Annotated in this window: 7 protein-coding genes and 1 pseudogene; 7 read left to right on the top strand and 1 reads right to left on the bottom strand. The window is 69.5% G+C overall.

Features of this window, described 5'->3' with window-relative positions; genetic code table 11:
* Positions 1–158: 158 nt before the first annotated feature.
* The gene (locus tag HMPREF0975_RS13360) at positions 159–1439 is read right to left on the bottom strand and encodes an oligosaccharide flippase family protein (protein WP_034472244.1); all 1281 of its coding nucleotides are present in this window, start codon (positions 1437–1439) and stop codon (positions 159–161) included.
* 699 nt (positions 1440–2138) lie between these two features.
* Between HMPREF0975_RS13360 and HMPREF0975_RS17215 the strand changes: the two are divergent.
* From HMPREF0975_RS17215 to HMPREF0975_RS15145, 7 genes and pseudogenes are all read left to right on the top strand, one after another.
* Positions 2139–3591: pseudogene (locus tag HMPREF0975_RS17215) on the top strand (sugar transferase).
* Complete coding sequence (locus HMPREF0975_RS13370) at positions 3591–4031, top strand: adenylyltransferase/cytidyltransferase family protein (protein WP_021606967.1); 441 nt, start codon at positions 3591–3593, stop codon at positions 4029–4031. Before HMPREF0975_RS17215 ends, HMPREF0975_RS13370 begins: the two are co-directional and overlap by 1 nt.
* Positions 4028–10348, top strand: coding sequence for an Ig-like domain-containing protein (locus HMPREF0975_RS13375; protein WP_009234739.1), 6321 nt, complete (start codon positions 4028–4030; stop codon positions 10346–10348). The genes HMPREF0975_RS13370 and HMPREF0975_RS13375 overlap by 4 nt, the downstream gene beginning before the upstream one ends.
* 80 nt (positions 10349–10428) lie before the next feature.
* Complete coding sequence (locus HMPREF0975_RS13380) at positions 10429–11394, top strand: AAA family ATPase (RefSeq protein WP_009234740.1); 966 nt, start codon at positions 10429–10431, stop codon at positions 11392–11394.
* 5 nt (positions 11395–11399) lie between these two features.
* Positions 11400–12773: a DUF58 domain-containing protein gene (locus tag HMPREF0975_RS13385; RefSeq protein ID WP_009234741.1), complete on the top strand. Its 1374-nt coding sequence runs from the start codon at positions 11400–11402 to the stop codon at positions 12771–12773.
* Positions 12770–15352, top strand: a complete 2583-nt coding sequence (locus tag HMPREF0975_RS13390) for a transglutaminase-like domain-containing protein (RefSeq protein WP_009234742.1) — start codon at positions 12770–12772, stop codon at positions 15350–15352. Before HMPREF0975_RS13385 ends, HMPREF0975_RS13390 begins: the two co-directional genes overlap by 4 nt.
* On the top strand, positions 15349–17877 hold a 2529-nt coding region (locus tag HMPREF0975_RS15145), incomplete at its 3' end, for an RDD family protein (protein ID WP_009234743.1). The genes HMPREF0975_RS13390 and HMPREF0975_RS15145, both read left to right, overlap by 4 nt.

The following is a 17877-nucleotide window of genomic DNA, read 5'->3' on the forward strand; positions in this document are numbered from 1 at the left end:
CTCGGATGGGGCCCGTGGAACCAGGCCGGGATGGTGAACGGTGAGGAACGGCGGGGAGGGGAGTCAAGGGAGGTCGGGGAGCGGTCGAGGAGACTCGGGATGGCACCGGCGCGCGGACCGCGGGAGCAGCTCGGAGCCGCCGGTCGGCGGGCACGGGGTCACCGCCCTGCCTCCTGCGCCCGCTGCTCGGCCGGCTCGCGACGCCGTCGGGCCACGTCCCGGCGAACCCACCAGGCGTACGGGATGATCTGGCACAGGATCACCGAGATCACCGACCCCAGAATAGGGCCTGCCGCATCGAAGCGCCCAATGAGAGCCCAGGAGATGGCGAAGTTCATCGGCACCAGGACGAGTACCGGGATCACCTGGAACTGCAGCCCGCGGGGGTCGGTCATGTACATGCCCAGCGGCTGCTTGGCAGCCTCGACGGCGACATAGACGGCGAAGGCCCACACGAGGACCGTGGGCAGGACGATCTTGCCATGGGACATGATCCGGGCGGCCCAGGGGGTGACGGCCACCAGGGCGAGAGCCAGAAGGAAGCCTCCTCCGCTAAAGAGCATCGCCGGTTTGAAGGGGCTCTCGATGCGCTTGTCGGCCCGGGCTCGGGCGAACATTGGCCACATGGCCACTCCTGCCGCCATGACGGTCTGGGTCAGCATGTTGAACAGGTTGTTGGCCAGGTTGTACTCGGCCAGGGCCTGCGACTGACCCAGGTGGGACAGGAGGAGCCGGTCGGTCTGGAAGGCGATCGGAATGGCCAGGGACTGGAGGAGCTGGGGGCCCGCGGTGTTGACGATGCGCACGCCCCTCGCGCCGCGCAGCCGCGGCACGTCCCGGACGGCGCCGGAGAACAAGGGGCGGGTGGCGCGCCAGGCGACGACGATGCAGATGACCGAGACCAGCGCGTTGGCGATGTAGGAGTAGATGGACACGGCGTTGCCGCGTCCCAGGCCGGTGACGATGGCCAGCAGCAGGAAGCAGGACATGGCCGGGGAGACGACTCCCTGGCTGATGATCTGCGTGGCAGAGCGCCCCAGGCCGATGATGACGCGCTGCCCCACGGACAGCGGCAGGGCCGCGGCGTAGATGATGAGGCAGACGGTGGCGGTGAGCCCGCCCCCCTCCATGAGCTTGCCGCCCAGCAACCATGGCCAGGCCCCCAGCAGCATGAGGACGATGCCGACCGTGCTGATGACCAGGGCGGAGCCGAGCAGCACCCGGATGGCGGTGGTGATCGTGCGCCGCACGGTCGAGTCATGGGCCGGGTCGGCCGAGCCGGCCACCGTGTTGAGAATGACGGCTCCGATCCCCAGATCGGTGAAGGGCATGAGGGTGGGGAAGGTGGCCAGCAAGCCGTACTGGGCGAAGGCGTCGGCCCCGAAGTGCCTGATGATGAGACTGGTGTTGACCAGGCCGAAGACGCCGGAGATCCCCATGACCACGACCTTGGCGATGGCTGTGGTTCCCACAGACGACCAGCTGGCCCCCGACGACGATCCCCGCCGCAGAGTCCCGACGAGTCGCCGCAGCGGCGAGCGCCGAGAGGCCGGCGCAGACGCCGGCGCCGCGCCCCCCTCAGCCGCGGAACGGCTTGCGGTGTCAGCCATATCCGCAGGTAGCCCGCTGGCGGCAGCATCTGCGGGGGCGGCGCACGCCGGAGAGGACGGCGCGGGCGCCGATGAACTCGACTGGGTCACATCGCACTCCTGATGTTGTAGGAAGGTCACAAACCGGTATCGGGGAAGGTCCGAAAGACAGGCACGAGAGTAGACGCATAATCATCAGCAACCTGCTATCTTTTGTTTATCAACTTGTGACATTGACCGACCCCCACCCACCCCCCTTGGCACAACCCCAGCAAACCCGCCCCCACCAGGGAGAACGGCGGTTTCTGGGAGAACCCTGAAAGGTCCCTCATAAGTGTATTGGCACCATCGTTTCGTTGCGCACCCGTAACATAGAGTCATCCCAAACGCACGACGACCCCCCAGTCCATCCCTGCGATCTTGGCCACTTCCCACAAATAACGGCGCCCAGAGTTAGTAGCATTCTAAAACTGCTGCTGTTCGCGACGTCCCGTCAGCACTACTCAACCAGTTAATCGCCCACCCTCGATCATCCCTGCGGAGTCCACCTTGTCTAGTTCGACCCTGACACTGCCCCAGCGCGAGCAGCACCGGCGTCCCTCGACAGCAGCAGCCGACGCCACCTCCACCGCTCCGCGCAGTCCCTGGGCGCGCACGCGCCGCGACCTCATCATCTGGCTCGTCCTGTCCGACCTCTTCGCCATCGCTGCCCCCACCTGGGCCGCTCTCCTGGGCGGCCACCTGTCACTGGTCTGGTCCGCGGCCACCGTGGGCACCACGATGGTGCTCATCGCCTGGTTCTTGGGCGCTCTCGGTATCGACGCCGTCGAGCAGGCCGGTCCAGGCACGGGCCGTTTCGTCGCCGCTGCCGCCGTGAGCCTCCCGGTCGCCCTGCTGCTGGCTGACCTCTCCGGTGTCGCCCGGACCACCCTGTTGACCGCCCTGGCGGTCCAGCTCCTCCTGGCCATCACCGGACGCTCCATCGAGTCCGGTTGGCTGCGGCGCCGTCGCCTCGAGGGCCACGCGCTGCGCCGCACCCTCATCGTCATGGGCTCGGGCGCCCAGCCCATGCTCACTCAGCTCCGCCGCCACCCTATGGACGGCTTCCTCATCGTGGGCTACCTGTCCTCCGGGCAGGACCGGGCCTTCCACTCGGCCGAGCCGGTGCGCAGCCCCCACCACATCGCCCAGACCCTGCACGCCGAGCGCATCGACGCCGTCATGACGATCGGATCGGTGACCCCGGAGGATCTGGTCACCCTCATGCGAGGGCTGGAGAACACCCAGGTGCGCCTCGTCGTCGCCCCCGGTCTGCAGGACGTCGTGCCCGGGCGCATGAGGGCCTTGACCGTCACCCATGGTTGGACCGGCCTCATCGCCATCAAGACCCGCCGCACCCGCGCCCTGGGCAAGGCCCTGTTCGACCGTCTGGCGGGCGCCATCGGGCTGGCACTCATCTCGCCGCTGCTGGCGGCCACCGCGGTCGCGATCCGCATCGACTCCCCCGGACCGGTCTTCTACACCCAGACCCGCGTGGGTCAGAACGGCAAGCCCTTCACCATGTGGAAGTTCCGCTCCATGTACATCGACTCCGACGCCCGCCGCGCATCGGTGGTCAAGGCCGGCGGCGACGCCGGCAACGAGGTCATGTTCAAGGACCGCCAGGACCCGCGCATCACCCACGTGGGCCGCTGGATCCGCCGCCTGTCGATCGACGAGCTGCCCCAGCTCATCAATGTCGTGCGGCGGGGACATGAGCCTGGTGGGGCCCCGCCCCGCACTTCCCGTCGAGGTCGCCAAGTACGACGCCGAGGCACTGCGTCGTCTCCTGGTCAAGCCCGGGCTGACCGGCCTGTGGCAGATCTCCGGACGTTCGGATCTGTCCTGGGCCTCCACCGTTGCCCTGGACCGCCACTACGTGGAGAACCGGGGCGGAGCCCTGGACGCGAAGATCTTCGCCGGAACGCTGCGCGCGGTTATCGGCGGAAAGGGAGCCTACTGATGATCACCGGCTACGTCCCGGGCGGTTTCGACATGCTGCACGTGGGACACCTCAACATCCTCACCGAGGCGGCCAAGCGCTGCGACCGCCTCATCGCGGGAGTCGCCACCGACGAATCCCTGGAAAGGATGAAGGGGCGCGGCCCCATCGTGCCCCTGGCCGAGCGCATGGCCATGGTGGCCGCCCTACGCATGGTGGACTCCGTGGTCCCCGACTATGACCAGGACAAGCGCCTGGCCTGGAAACGCTCTCCCTTCGACGTGCTGTTCAAGGGCACCGACTGGGAGGGCACGGACAAGGGCCGCCGCCTCGAGGCCGAGATGGCGGAGGTCGGCGCCTCCGTGATCTACCTGCCCTACACACCCACCACCTCCTCGACGATGCTGCGACGCACCCTCGTCCAGGAGGTCGCCTCCCGCAGTCCCCAAGGGGCCAAGTGACCACTTCACGTAATGACTTCGAAGCGCCCGACAACCCGTCGAGCAGCATCGACTCCGCCTCCGCCGCCCCCGGTGCCGGCGACGGCGGAGGCAACCGATCCGACTCCAGCACCGATCAGCCCGCTCAGTCCGCTCAGTCCGCCACGGACCGTCCCGGTCTCCTCGCCCGCGCCGCGAGCGCCCTGCGCCCCCGGCGGCGGGTCACGAGCACCCGGAACGCCAAGGGCTCCGCATCGGCCGGTGACGGACAGGACACGGGGTCGGGACTCACCTCCGGAACCACCACCTCCCGCCTGGCTGCGACCTTCCGCATCCCCCAGTCGCGCGCGCAGCGTCAGCGGCTGCGCAGGCGCTTGTCCTCCCTGGCGGCGGTCCTATGCGTGACCGCCCTGGGAACGGCCGCCTGGCTTCACGAGGGCGTGGCTCAGGCCGATCTGCACCTCAACGACGGCGGCGTGTGGGTCACCTCCACCACCAACCACCTCGTGGCCCGCCTCAACTACCCCTCCCGCGAGGTCGACGGCACGATCCGCACCTCCTCATCCTCCTTCGACGTCACCCAGAACGCCGAGGACATCCTGGTCCCCGACTCCGGCGACGCCTCGGTCTCCTCAGTCGACCCCTCCCAGGTCTCCTTCTCCGGACGCACCCAGCTCACCAAGGGCGTGACGGTCGCCCAGGGCGGCGACCGGGCCATCGCCGTCGACAAGGTCCAAGGCACCATCCGGGCCTCCAAGGCCAAGGCGGCCGGTTCCCTGGCCTCCGCCGCCCCGGTGGTCACCGGCATGCCCGACGTCGTGGCCGTCGTCGGCAAGGACGGCGCGATCCACGCGGCCTCGGCCACCAGCAAATCCCTGGTCTCCTTGGAGGCCGACGACAAGGGCTGGAAGGAGGCCACCAACACCTCCCTGACACTGACCTCCGGCACCGACCTGGCCATCACCGCCGTCGGCGACAAGCCCGTGGTCCTCGAGCGCTCCACCGGAATCCTCCACCTGCCCGAGGGCAAGACCGTCAACCTGGGCGCCGCCGGGCTGGCCCTCCAGCAGCCCGGCCCCGAGGCCGACTCGGTCCTGGTCGCCTCCCGCAACGAGCTCATCTCCGTCCCCCTCGACGGTGGCAAGGTCACCAAAACGCCGTCAGCCAAGGAGGATCCGGCACCCGAGGGCGTCGCGGCCCAGCCGGTGCGCCTGGGCAAGTGCGTCTACGCCGCCTGGTCCGGTTCGGGCCAGTTCGTGCGCAGCTGCTCGGGCCTGTTCGGCGGGACCGACACCATCCACGACGACAAACTCGCCTCCTCCTCCGCCCCGATCTTCCGGGTCAACCGCGATGCCATCGTGCTCAACGACCTGGAGTCGGGCTCGGTGTGGCTGCCCAACAACGACCTCGTCCTCATCGACGACTGGACGGACAAGACCGCCCAGACCGATGACAACGCCAATCAGAAGGACGACTCCGCCAACACCTCGGAGTCCCAGACGCCTCCGGAGCGCACCGAGGAGAACCACGCCCCCAAGGCTGTCGACGACAGCTTCGGCGTGCGCCCGGGCCGCTCGGCGCTCCTGCCCGTCCTGGCCAACGACTCCGACCCCGACGGGGACGTCCTCACGGCGACTCCGCAGGACAACGGCGGTTCGCTGGCCGCCACCAAGGCCCAGGGAGGGCTGGCCCTGCGCATGGACATCCCTGACAACGCCACCGGCGGCTATTCCGTGCCCTACACGGCCGACGACGGCCGTGGCATGAGCGACTCCGCCGTTGCCACCGTGGACGTCCACGGCTGGGAGGTCAACGCCGCCCCCAACCAGATCACCACGCCGACCCTCACCGTCGCCGAGGGCGCCTCCGGTTCCCTGGACGTGCTGGGCCATTGGCTCGACCCCGACGGGGACGACCTCTACCTGGTCTCCGCCCAGGGCGAGGGGATGGACGTCAAGGTCTCCAACGAGGGCACCGTCTCGGTGCGCGAGCTCGGCGCCGGCACCGGTTCCCGGGATCTGACCGTCACCGTCTCCGACGGCCGGGAGACCACCTCCGGCGTGGTCAAGGTCGATGTGCAGCCGGCCCAGTCGGCCAAGCCGATCGCCAACGCCGACCACGTGCGCGTCGTCGCCGGCACCAAAGCCGTCGTCTCGCCTCTGGACAACGACACCTCCCCCTCCGGGGGGACCCTGCGCCTGGCCGCGGTCCAGGACGCCCCGGCCGGGACCTCGATCGATATCGACCAGCAGGCGGGCGTCTTCACCTTCTCCACCGAAGCGAACGCCCAGGCCCAGACCTACTACCTCACTTACGACGTCATGGACGGGGCCAATACGGCTCAGGGGATCGTGCGCGTGGACGTCACCCCCAAGGCCGACGCCACGGTACCGCCCGAGGCCGAGAACGACACCGCCCTGCTGCGCAACGGTGGCTCGACGACCATTGCCCCACTTAACAACGACTTCGACCCCTCCGGAGGGATCCTGGTCCTGCAGTCGGTGAGCACTCCGCCGGACTCCGGGGTCACCGTCACGGTCGTGGACCACTCCCTGCTGCAGATCACCGCGGCCAGTACGGTCCCGGCCAATCTGACAGTCGACTACACCGTCACCAACGGCACCTCCTCCACCACCGGGAAGGTCGCGATCGTCCCCGTGACGCAGTCCCAGCCCCAGCCGCCGGTGGTCACCAACGACACCGCCGTCGTGCGAGCCGGCGACGTCGTCACCGCCAAGGTTCTGGATAACGACACCTCCCCCTCGGGGCTCAACCTGTCGGTGGACTCTCAGGTCAGCCTCGTCGGCGACGAGCTGGGCACCGCCTGGGTCAGCGAGAACACCGTTCGCTTCCGCGCCGGCGACCAGCCCGGACGCACCTCCTACGCCTACACGGCCAAGGACGATCAGGGGCAGACCGCTTCAGGTGTCCTCACCGTGGAGGTGCGCGCGCAGGACACCGAGCACAACTCCGCGCCCTCGCCGCAAAACCTCGAGGCCCGTACCCTGGCCGGCTCGGCCACGAACATCACCGTGCCCCTGGATGGCATCGACCCCGACGGCGACTCGGTGAGCCTCGTGGGCCTCAACCAGGCCCCCTCCCTGGGCTCGGTGGAGGTCAACTCCTCGTGGCTCACCTACAAGCCCGCCGAAGGCGCCACCGGCACCGACACCTTCACCTACGTCGTCGAAGACCGCTTCGGGGCCCAGTCCACCGGCACGGTCCGCGTGGGCGTCGCCCAGGCCTCCCCGGTCAACGTGGCCCCGGTGGCCACAGACGACCTGGTCGTGGCCAAACCGGGACGCACCGTGGCCGTGGACGTCCTGTCCAACGACTTGGACACCGACGGCGACACCCTGTCCCTGGAGGGCGACCCGGTCTCCAGCGACCCGTCGTTGGGCGTATCCACCCGTGCCGGACGCCTGGTGCTCAACCTGCCGGACAAAGAGGGCAACCACTCGGTCACTTACACCGTCTCCGACGGGCGCGGCGGCACCGACACGGGCACCGTCACCGTCCAGGTCTCCAGTAACGCCCCCCTGGCCAACCCGGTGGGCGTGGACGACTACGTCACCGTCGACCAGGTCGACGCCAACGGCAAGGTGACCATCCCGGTTCTGGACAACGACAAGGACACCGACGGCTCGCCGTGGGACCTCAAGCTCTCCTCCTCCGACCCCGACGTCGAGGTGGGCAAGGACTCCATCAGCCTCACGGTGGGCGAGACCCAGCGGCTCGTGCTCTACACGATCACCGATGCCGACGGACTGACCGGTCACGCCGTCGTCGTGGTTCCCGCCCGGTCCGCCCTGCGGCCCCGTATCAACCCCTCGGCCGTGCCCGCCCACGTTCTGGCGGACAAGACCACGGATATCAACCTGTCCTCCTACATCCTCACCCGTGAGGGAACCAAGCCCGTCATCCCGGACGCCTCGTCCATCCACATGGCCAAGGGCACCAAGGACGCCAAGATCACCTCGAGCGGGACGGGGCTGTCCTTCACGCCCGAGTCGGGCTTCAACGGTCAGACCTCGGTGACCTTCACCGTGGCCGACGGCACCGGCTCGGACGCGCTGAGCGCCACGCTCACGCTGCCGATCGTTGTGGATTCCTCGACGAACAAGCCGCCGACATTCACCCCCACCGAGGTGACGGTGGCACCCGGAGAGGGAGCCGTCACGGCCAATCTGGCGGCCATGACCACCGACCCGGACCCGAGCGACAAGCTCTCCTTCCAGGCCGGCCCCGCCCCGAAGGGCTTCGATATCTCCCTGAGCGGCTCGACGCTGTCCGTCAAGGCCGCCGACAAGGCCACCGAGGGCACCACCGGCTCAGTTCCGATCACCGTCTCCGACGGCGTCAACCCGCCGGTCAGCGCCTCCCTGCCCGTGCGGGTCAGCGCCTCCACCAAGCCGCTCATGACCACGGCTCCGATCAACCTGGAGTCCCGCAACGGCGAGGCGGTGAGTACCGACGTATCCGCGGCGGTGAGCAATCCCTTCCCGGACAAGCCGATCACCCTGTCCGGTACCCCGACGATCACCTCCGGTGAGGGAACGGTGAGCGCTTCCGGCACCACGGTTACCATCACCCCGAACGCCGGCTTCCACGGCACTATCACCGCCCAGTACAAGGTGCTGGACTCCACCGGCTCCGAGTCACGGGCCGTCACCGGCACGATCACGGTGCAGGTCGGCGGCGTGGCGCCCACAGCCCCCTCCGGGCTGACCGTGGCGCCGGCGGGGGCCACCTCGGCGCGCGTGTCCTGGACCGATGGCTCCGCCAATGGCTCCCCCATCACCGGTTACAAGGTGAGTGTCGACGGCGTCGAGCAGACCTGCACGACCTCGAACTGCCTCATCAACAACCTGGTGCCCGGTCAGACCTACAACATCCAGGTGGTGGCCACCAACAAGTACGGCGACTCCAGTGCCGCATCGATGTCCTACCAGCACAATGCCACGGCCAAGACGCCGGCCGCGCCCATGCTGACGGCCGGCGCGGGGAGCCTCATCGTGCGCTGGTCCGAGGTGGACGACCCCTTCGGGGGCGCGTTGAGCTATGACGTGCGCCTGTCGGACGGGACGGTGCTCACGGGCCTGACCGGGGGTTCGACGTCCATCGACGTCGCCCCGGGACGGGCCTACACCGCCCAGGTGCGCGCCAAGTCGAGCCAGGGGACCGTTTCGGACTGGTCCTCCCCGTCCAACTCGGTGACGCCCTATGGCGAGCCCGGAACGCCCGGAACGCCCGTCATCACCCCCAACGGGGAGACCGTCGCCGTCAGCTGGCAGGCGGCCAACGGCAACGGCAGTTCCGTCAGCTACACGCTCCACTACTCCAACGGCAACACGAGCGACTCCAAGAGCGTCGGGGGCGCCACCTCCACCAGCGTCTCGCTGTCTCCCGGCACCTGGACCTTCTGGGTCGTGGCGGACAACGGCCACGGGTCCAAGACCTCGGCCCAGGCCAGCTACACCTACAAGTCGACCCCGCTGGCCCCCTCGACCCCCGTCGTCAAGGCCACCGGCAACAGCGGCGAGCTGTCCGTGAACGCCTCGCCCCGAGCCGGCAACGGCTGGAGCGTGGGCGATCTGTCGGTGGAGTACTCGGTCGACCAGGTCAACTGGACCAGCTCCTCGACCATCCGGGGCCTGACAGACGGGCAGGCCTACACGGTCTACGCCCGGGCCAACGGCGGCGGACAGTACTCCGACGTCGTCGCCTCCTCGCCGGTGGCGCCCTACGGCCCGCCGTCGGCGCCCTCGGTCAGCTGCGAGCTCACCGGCAAGAAGCAGAAGAAGGTCGAGTGCTCCTGGACGCCCGGGGCCAACAACGGGGCGGGCACCAGCTATGAGCAGACTGAGAACGGCGGCAAAACCGTCGATAGCATCGAAGTCGGCGAAACCTACGGAAGCAAGCTCAAGCGCGGCGAGTCACGCACCTGGTGCGTACGCGCCAAGAACAACGCCGGTACCTCGGAGTGGGGCTGCGACACCGTGACCAGGCCGCCCAAGCAGGACGACGGCGACGATGATGATGACGACGACAGGGGCAACGTCCCGGTCGGCACCAAGCAGACCTTCACCATCGACTACACCCAGACCTGCTCACCACGGGGATTTGGCCCCTGGGGCCGCTGCTACGAGATGGTTGTCGACCTGTACGGCAACCCCAAGAGCACCCTGTCCTGTGGATACTGGTACTGGGACACTTGGGACTGGCAGCCCGCCTGGAACGAGGAGGAGATCACTCTCGATAAGAACGGGTACGCCCGGCACAAGTTCCCCCACCGGACACCCAACTGGAACGAGTCCGTGACCTGCACCCAGCAGTGACCGGATCAGTGACCGGATCGATGCTCGCTACGCAACAACTCACACACTCACCCCTCTCCACCCGAAGGATCATTGATTCCATGCCGATGACCCCCGAGAACGCGACATGGTTCGCTGACGCCTTCTCCACCATTGTCAACAACGTCGGTCAGGCGCTGCTCGACAAGGACGACGTGATCAAGCTCGCCCTGACCACCATGCTCTCCGAGGGGCACCTCCTGCTCGAGGACGCCCCCGGCACCGGTAAGACGGCCCTGGCCCGGGCCCTGGCCGCCTCGGTGCAGGGGACGCACTCGCGCATCCAGTTCACCCCCGATCTGCTGCCCAGCGACATCACGGGTGTGACGATCTACGACCAGAAGACCGGCTCATGGGACTTCCACGCCGGCCCGATCTTCTCCTCGATCGTCCTGGCCGACGAGATCAACCGGGCCAGCCCCAAGACCCAGTCGGCCCTCCTGGAGGTTATGGAGGAGTCCCAGGTGACGGTCGACGGCGTGCGCCACACGACCGAGCGTCCCTTCATGGTCATCGCCACCCAGAACCCCATCGAGCAGGCCGGTACCTACCGCCTGCCCGAGGCCCAGCTGGACCGATTCCTCATGAAGGCCTCCGTGGGCTACCCGGGCCGGGAGGCGCTCACACGGATCCTGTCCAGCTCGGCCCACCCGGATCGCTCCAAGAACCTGTCCGCGGTGGTGGCCTCCTCCGTCGTGGCATCCATGGCCGACCTGGCCGCCACCAACCACATCGAGAACTCGGTGCTGGACTACATCGGCGCCCTGGTCGAGGCCACGCGGGACGCCGAGGAGACCCGCATGGGGGTGTCCACGCGCGGCGCCATCGGCATGGCTCGGGCCGCCCGTGTCTGGGCCGCCGCTCAGGGCCGCAACTTCGTCCTGCCCGACGACGTCAAGGACCTCGCCGAGGTCGTGTGGGCCCACCGTCTGGTCATGGACCCCGATGCCGAGTTCACCGGAGCCACCGCCTCCGGCGTCATCACCGCCGCCCTGGGCCAGGTCCCCGCGCCCACGACCCGCGATTGAGCCGCATGCCGACTCAGACGACGTCGCAGACCTCTGCCCGCCAGGCCCGCCCGGGGTCCGCGGGCAGGACCGGCGCATCCGCCGCCTCCGCCGCAGCCTCACCGAAGTCCCCGGGAGCGTCAGCGTCCCCGGCATCCGCTGCGTCATCGGCATCGGCGAGCGCCGCCCTGGCCGCCAGGCCGGCGCGGTCCCGGCTGATCGACGCCGTCGCAGTACTGCTGCGGCCACTGCGCTGGCTGCTGCACACCATCACCCCGATCGGATGGGGCAGTGCGGCACTACTGACGGCCTGTGGACTGACCGGTGCCGTCATGGGCTGGCAGGAGGCCTGGAGCGCCGCCATCGTCGTCGGCATCGTCGTGGCGAGCGCCTGGCTGTGGCTCATTCCCCGCGGCGGGTACTCGGTCAACCACAACCTGCTCGAGTCCCGTGTCACTGTGGGCGACCACGCCCTCATCCGGCTGACCGTCACCAACCCCCGCACCCGGCCACTGCTGCCCTCGCGCATGGAGATGCCTGTGGGGCCCGGACGCGCCGTCTTCGTCGTCCCCACCCTGACTCCCCGGGCCATCCACGAGCGCGGATTCGTTCTGCCCACCCAGCGCCGCGGCATCGTCACCGTGGGCCCGGTCCTGGCGGTTCAGCGCGACCCGGTGGGACTGCTTCAGCGCGAGCGTTCCCTGACCACACCGCAGCACATCCACATCCACCCGCGCACTCTGCGCCTGGGCACCGTCCTGCACGGCGTCCTACGCGACATCGAGGGCGCCGTCACCCAGGACCTGTCCAGCTCCGACGTCGCCTTCCACGCCCTGCGCGACTACGTTCCCGGAGATGATCGGCGCAACGTCCACTGGCGCACCACCGCGCGCACCGGCAAGCTCATGGTCCGTCAGTTCGAGGAGACGCGCCGCTCCAGTCTGCTCGTCCTGCTGTCCACCCGCCAGGACGACTACGCCGGCGAGGAGGACTTCGAGACCGCGGTGTCCATCGCCTGCTCTCTGACCATGGACGCGATCCAGGACGGGCGCGAGGTCCGCTTCATCACTCAGATCGGCGCCCTGCCCGTCTCCTCGGCCCTGCGGATGCTGGACACGTCCTGTCTGCTGAGCACCGGTGAGGACGACATCAGCTGCGACCTCCTGGTGCGACACGCCTGTACGGCGCACCCCGAGGCCTCTATCGTCGTCCTTGTCACCGGTCAGCAGGTCGACCGCGCCACCCTGGCCCGGGCCCGCGGCTTCGCCCCCCTGTCCATGGTGGCCGTCACTCTGCGTGCAGGCCAGCACGGCCTGTCGCGTCACCACGCCGGAACGATGCCGGTTGTGGACATGGACCGTCTTGAGCAGCTTCCCACCGCCCTGAGGCGAGCACTATGACCCCCACGACGACCTCGACCACCTTGCCGCCGCGCACCGCGGACTCTCCGCTCTCCAGCTCCCCCGCCGGGGCGCCGTCCCCCGCCGAGGCCCCCTTGCGGGGTGCGGAGCGGCCCTCCGCGCGCTCGCCCGAGTCCGCCTCCTCCTGGTCGACGGCGACGTCGTCGCGTACTCGCAGCCTCTACAGCACCGAGACGACCCGACCGGCCCGGTCGATCACCGGGGCCGGTCCGCTCCTGTCGCGCCCATCCCGGCCGGCGCTCTCGGCCCGGCGCTTCCTGCCCCCCAGGCGCGGCGCCAAGCCGCCCGCACCGGCGGTCGCCGCCCTCGAGCTGACCCTGATGGCCGGGATCCTAGCCATCGGCACGGTCCCCTTCCTGCCGGTCTTCGCATCCCTCGCCGGCTGCCTGGCCGTCGGCTACGGAGCACTCGTCGGAGCCCTGACTGCGATGGTCTGCTCGCGTCTGCGCCTGTCGGTGCTGCCGAGCATGGCCGCCCTGGCCCTGGTGCACGTCCTGGTGGCCCCCTGGCTGCTGACCGACGTCGGCTCCGGGCTCACGGCCATCAAGACCGTTCTGGCCTCCACGGTCACCGTGTGGCGCGACGCCCTGACCGTGCCGATGCCGCTGAGCTCCTTCAGCGGCATGACGGTGCTGCCGTGGCTGAGCGGGCTGATCGTCTCGGCGCTGGCGACCCGCCTCATTCTGGCCGGCCGCGAGGTCCTGGCGGGGCTAAGCCTGGTCCTGCTGCCCGCCGTCGGCATCGGCTGGGGCGGGCAAGAGGCCGTGCGCCCCACCGCGCTGGGCACGCTGTTCGTCGTCGGCATCCTGGCCCTGTGGACCTGCGGCTCTCTGCGGCAGCGGCGCAGCTACGTCATCGAGGCCCTGGACCTGAGCTCCTTCTCCACGACCTCGGGGGCGACCAGCGCCCGCTCCACCGGAGACCTCGGCCGGGCGGCCCTGCGCGGGGCGGTCATCGCGGCAGTCCTGCTCCTGGCCACCTCCCTGACCGCCCTGGTCCTCACCCCCACCGCCCCCGCCTCCCGGACGGTGGTGCGCGATCTGTTCCAGCCGCCCCTTGACCTGACCGAGTACGCCAGTCCGCTGTCCCTGGTGCGCACCCTGGAGACCGACAAGGCCCACACCCGGCTCATGAAGCCCTCCAACCTGCCCAAGGGCGGGCGCATCCGCATCGCCGCCCTGGACTCCTACGACGGCCTGTCGGCCCATATCGGGCAGAATGCGAACGGCCAGTCGCGCTTCGAGCGCATCGGCGACAAGACCCAGCTGACGGCGAGCCGCATCGACGGGCGTAAGCAGACCTCGTCCCTGACGATCGAGAACTACAGCTTCCCTTGGGTCCCCACCATGCCCGAGACGATCCGCATCGAGTCCTCCGGCCAGCGCCAGTCAGCCTTGCGCGAGGGCATGTACTACGACAAGTTCTCCTCCACCGGTATCGCCACCAGCGGCCTGGCCGAGGGCGATGTCCTCACTGAGCGGGTGGCACCCTATACGCCGCCTTCCGAAGCGGCGCTCAACAAGGCCTCCATGGCACAGACCTCGTTGGGCCCGATCGAGCAGGTACCGCCGTCGGTGGCCTCTCTGGCCAAGGAGATCGTCGGAGCGGAGTCCAACCCCATCGCCCAGATCCGGGCGCTCCAGCAGCGCCTGCGCACGAGCTACTACTCCGATGGCACCCAGAGCCCCTCACAGCCGGGGCACGGGGCCGCCCGCATCGCCTCGATGGTGGAGGCGGACTCCCTCATTGGCGACGACGAGCAGTACTCGGTTCTCATGATGCTCATGTGCCGTTCGCTCAACATCCCGGCCCGCATCGTCATGGGCTTCGACCCGGCCACCGACGGTGACGCCAAGACCGTCACCGGTGAGGACGTCAAGGCCTGGGTGGAGATACCCTTCGAGGGCCTGGGCTGGGTGTCCTTCGACGTGACCCCGGACCGCGATCAGGTGCCCCAGCAGCAGACCACCCAGAAGGTCTCCAACCCCGAGCCCAATGTCCTACAGCCCCCGCTGCCCAACGAGGACCCGGCCCAGCTGCCCCCCAACTACGAGGACCCCCAGCGCGACGATCCCCAGGACGACGACAAGGGAGGTCTGCCGACCGCGGTCATCGTCGCCGGCGGTTCCATCCTCGCCGTCGCGGCGATCGTGGGCTCCATCCTGGGATGGAAGGCCTGGAGACGCAGCCGACGGCGCGGACGCACAGGCGTCGGCAAGGCCCTGGGGGCCTGGGAGGAGATCCTCGACCGCGCCCGTGACCTGGGGCGGGTCCCCGGATGGGGCGCCACCCGACGAGAGGCCGCCGCACAGCTGTCCCCGCACTTCCCGCAGGTCGATCTGCCCCGCTTCGCCGGAGCAGTTGACACCCAGGTCTTCAGCTCTGGGGAGCCCGCAACGTACGCTCTAGGTGAGTTGTGGGAATCCTCAGACGCGATCGTCCGCTCCATGGGTGCGCAGCGCTCGCGCCTGGGGCGGGTCATGGCCCGCCTGTCCCCGCGCTCTCTTGTCCATCCCGCCGGGAGGCGGCCACGTCGACCCAGGAGGTTGCGGTCATGACGATCACGCTTGACGCCCGTAGCGGCGCCCCGACCGCTGCGGGACCACCGACGTCCTCTCACTCATCCGATGACGCCTCGCAGGCCGCGATCATGAGCCCATACGGCATGATGCCGGTCACCCCCGCCGGTCCCGACGACGTCCAGACCGGCCCGCAGGACGATCCCCGAACACGGGGCGCGGAGCCTTCGGCGTCCTCTGCGGACAAGCCGCACCCGCCCCGTCGTCGGCTCGCCCCGGCCCCGATCAGGGCTCGTGTCGTTGCCGGGGTCATCGACCTCGCCGTCGGGTCGCTCCTGACCGGAGGTCTGACCACCCTCATCTGGCAGGTGGGGGGCCGCCCGGTCCTGACCAGTGGACTGATCGCCTTCGGAGTGGTCGTCGCTCTGCGATGGCTTGCCATCGCCGCCACCGGCTGGTCCCTGGGGGGACTGCTGCTCAAGGTCCGCATGCTGGGGGCCCGCAACCAGGCCCCCTCACCACTGGGCTCCTTCATCCACGCGGACCTCATCCTGGCCATCAGCGTCACCACGCTCGGCCTGGGCACTATCGCGCTCATGCGCACAGCGGCCGCAGACCCCGAGGGGCGCGGCTGGCACGACAAGCTCTCCGGGATGGCGCTGCTGCGCACCAGGGCGGCGAACCGGCCCGATCGGGGCGCCGCCTCCACGTCCGAGTCCGCCGCCGGTGCGCTGACCGGTTCCAAGGCGGGCCCCGCATCGGGCTCGCAAAGCGGTCCGGCCTCCGACGACGCCCGGGACGCCGCCGAGCGCGCGGCCCTCTATATCAAGCCCACCGAGAAGGCCGCCGGGGCGGAGCCCACTCAACAGTCCTCCCCCGAGACCGGCTCTGAAGGCGATCCCCGGCCCCGTCGCCGACGCTCCGAGAAAGCCGACAGGAGAGCGGATAAGAGGGCGGGAAGGGCCTCGAAACGCACCTCCCGGACGGCTTCCGCACGCACGCGGAAGGCTGCGGACTCCACCACGGCCACTGTGGGCGCCCAGAGCGCCACCGAGGCCGGAATCGTCGCATCTCGCGGTGGGACCGCGCACCCGACGACCTCGGACCCGGTCTCCTCCTCGATCCGCCGGCCCCGCCCCGCCCGTCCCGGTCAGCCCGCCCGGCACGCCGGCCGCGCCATGGCCGCCGGCTCACATGACGACTCCTCGGCGGCCTCGAGAGGCAAGATCTCAGCCGACGGCTATGGCGTCATTCAAGCGCCCAGGACGGCCGGAACCATATCCAGGACCACGGCCAGGGCCACCAAGGCGGCGACTGTATCGTCCTCCTCGGCGGCATCGGCGTCCTCCGCCAGTCCTGCCGTCTCCGACGTCGACGCGGCGGCCGTCGCCGTGGCCTCCGCCACCCCCATGGACCCTCAGGCCTCCGCGGCGCTGGCCGCCACCGAGGCCTCCGCCATGTCGGCCGAACAGAGGCAGTCGACACGATCGGCGCAGTCCGCGCCGTCAACCGACCGTTCGGCCGGCGGCGCCGCACCGTCCGCCGTCTCGGCCGCAGCGCCCGCCCAGAACGCTGCGGAGGAGTCGGCAACGACCAGGACGGCCACGGGTACGCAGACCCCCGCGAAGCCAGCCGGCGCCCCCTCCGGGTCGGACCGCCCCTCCTCGAAGCAGTCCTCGCAGATGGACGCCGAAACCGCGACCCTCGAAGCAGTGGAGGACGCGCCGGAGCACTCCGATGCCCTTGACAAGGCCGAGGCGCCGTCGACCCGCGCTCCCTCCTCATCGCGGCACCCGGCCGTCCATCAGTCCCCGGAAGCGACGACGCCCTCAGCGGAATCCTCCAAAACAGCGACCGATTCCGAGACCTACCAGGCCTCAACTTCGCAAGATACGACACCATCGACACAAGTCCCGCGCTCGAAAGCCACAAAGGCCGTAACATCACAGACGATGGAACCACGACACGCCCACGCCCAGCGCTGGAGGATTCAACCCGGTAGCTCCGGTAAGAAGTCCTCCGGTTCGTCTGCTGCCCCTGCCGAGGATCAGCGAGAGCCGGCGTCACAGCCCGGTGTTCCTCGCCGCGAGAGCCTCTTCACCTCCGAGCGGCACCGTTTCGCCTCCGGGGCGAGCTCGGCCCCGGAGGTCGCGCACACCTTCGATACCTCCAGCATCCTGCCCTCGGAGGACCGCAACACACAGGCGCTCATCGATTCGGTGCCCTGGTCATCGGTTCCCACCTCGGTGGACGCGGCCACGGTGGACTCCCTCCCGGAGGGAGTCATTGTCTCCGACGACGACTCGCCCCTGCAGGCCTCTCCGGCCTCCTCCCAGCTGGACCTGACCGACCCCGCCACTGTGCCCGGCGGCGTACCGGCGACGTCGGCGGGCAATGCCCACCCCACCGTGCGCAGTCACCGCAGCCACGCCCAGACCTCCGGCACTAGCGGCTCCGCGGGCCCGGCCGCATCGGAGGGGACGCCGTCGCGGCGCACTCACGCTTCACACCGCTTCCAGGGACCGGGGATCCCCGAGCCCGCAGAGGAAAGGACGGCGCACAGC

Origin of the sequence: Actinomyces sp. oral taxon 849 str. F0330 (assembly GCF_000239715.1) — a bacterium.
Lineage (GTDB): Bacteria > Actinomycetota > Actinomycetes > Actinomycetales > Actinomycetaceae > Actinomyces > Actinomyces johnsonii.

Bases quoted from the DNA above. Each gene is read 5' to 3' on its own strand.
- HMPREF0975_RS13360 (WP_034472244.1), bottom strand. From the start codon at position 1,439: ATGGGGATCTCCGGCGTCTTCGGCCTGGTCAACACCAGTCTCATCATC.
- HMPREF0975_RS13380 (WP_009234740.1), top strand. From the start codon at position 10,429: ATGCCGATGACCCCCGAGAACGCGACATGGTTCGCTGACGCCTTCTCC.
- HMPREF0975_RS13385 (WP_009234741.1), top strand. From the start codon at position 11,400: ATGCCGACTCAGACGACGTCGCAGACCTCTGCCCGCCAGGCCCGCCCG.
- HMPREF0975_RS13370 (WP_021606967.1), top strand. From the start codon at position 3,591: ATGATCACCGGCTACGTCCCGGGCGGTTTCGACATGCTGCACGTGGGA.
- HMPREF0975_RS13390 (WP_009234742.1), top strand. From the start codon at position 12,770: ATGACCCCCACGACGACCTCGACCACCTTGCCGCCGCGCACCGCGGAC.